At 64.2% G+C, this 505-nt stretch carries 1 pseudogene; it reads left to right on the forward strand.

The window, feature by feature from the left end:
- Positions 1-505 (forward strand): annotated as a pseudogene (locus AACY52_RS30210) (4-hydroxy-3-methylbut-2-enyl diphosphate reductase); the annotation flags it as partial.

Raw genomic sequence — 505 nt, forward strand, 5'->3', positions numbered from 1 at the left:
GATGACGGTGTTCAGCGCGCACGGCGTCGCCCGTACCGTCGAGGAAGAGGCCAAGGCGCGCAAGCTGCCGGTGTTCGACGCGACGTGTCCGCTGGTGACCAAGGTGCATTTGCAGGGTCGGCGTTATGCCAAGGCCGGGCGGACGCTGGTGATGATCGGGCATGAAGGCCATGCCGAAGTGATCGGCACGCGCGGCCAAGTCGATGCGCCGGTCCATCTCGTCTCGACCGAGGCCGATGTCGCTGCGCTCGACATCCCCGAGGATGCCGAGATCGCCTATATAACCCAGACGACGCTGAGCGTGGACGACACCAAGAATGTGATCGCCGCGCTGGCGAAGCGCTTCACCAACCTGATCGGGCCCGACGTTTCCGAAATCTGCTACGCAACGCAGAACCGCCAGAGCGCGGTGCGCGATCTCTGCAAGGTGGCCGATCTGCTGCTGGTGGTGGGCTACGAAAACAGCTCCAACTCCAGCCGTCTGCGCGATCTCGGGCAGGATGAG

This window comes from Pseudomonas sp. EA_65y_Pfl1_P113 (genome assembly GCF_963970525.1).
Taxonomy (GTDB): domain Bacteria; phylum Pseudomonadota; class Gammaproteobacteria; order Pseudomonadales; family Pseudomonadaceae; genus Aquipseudomonas; species Aquipseudomonas tritici.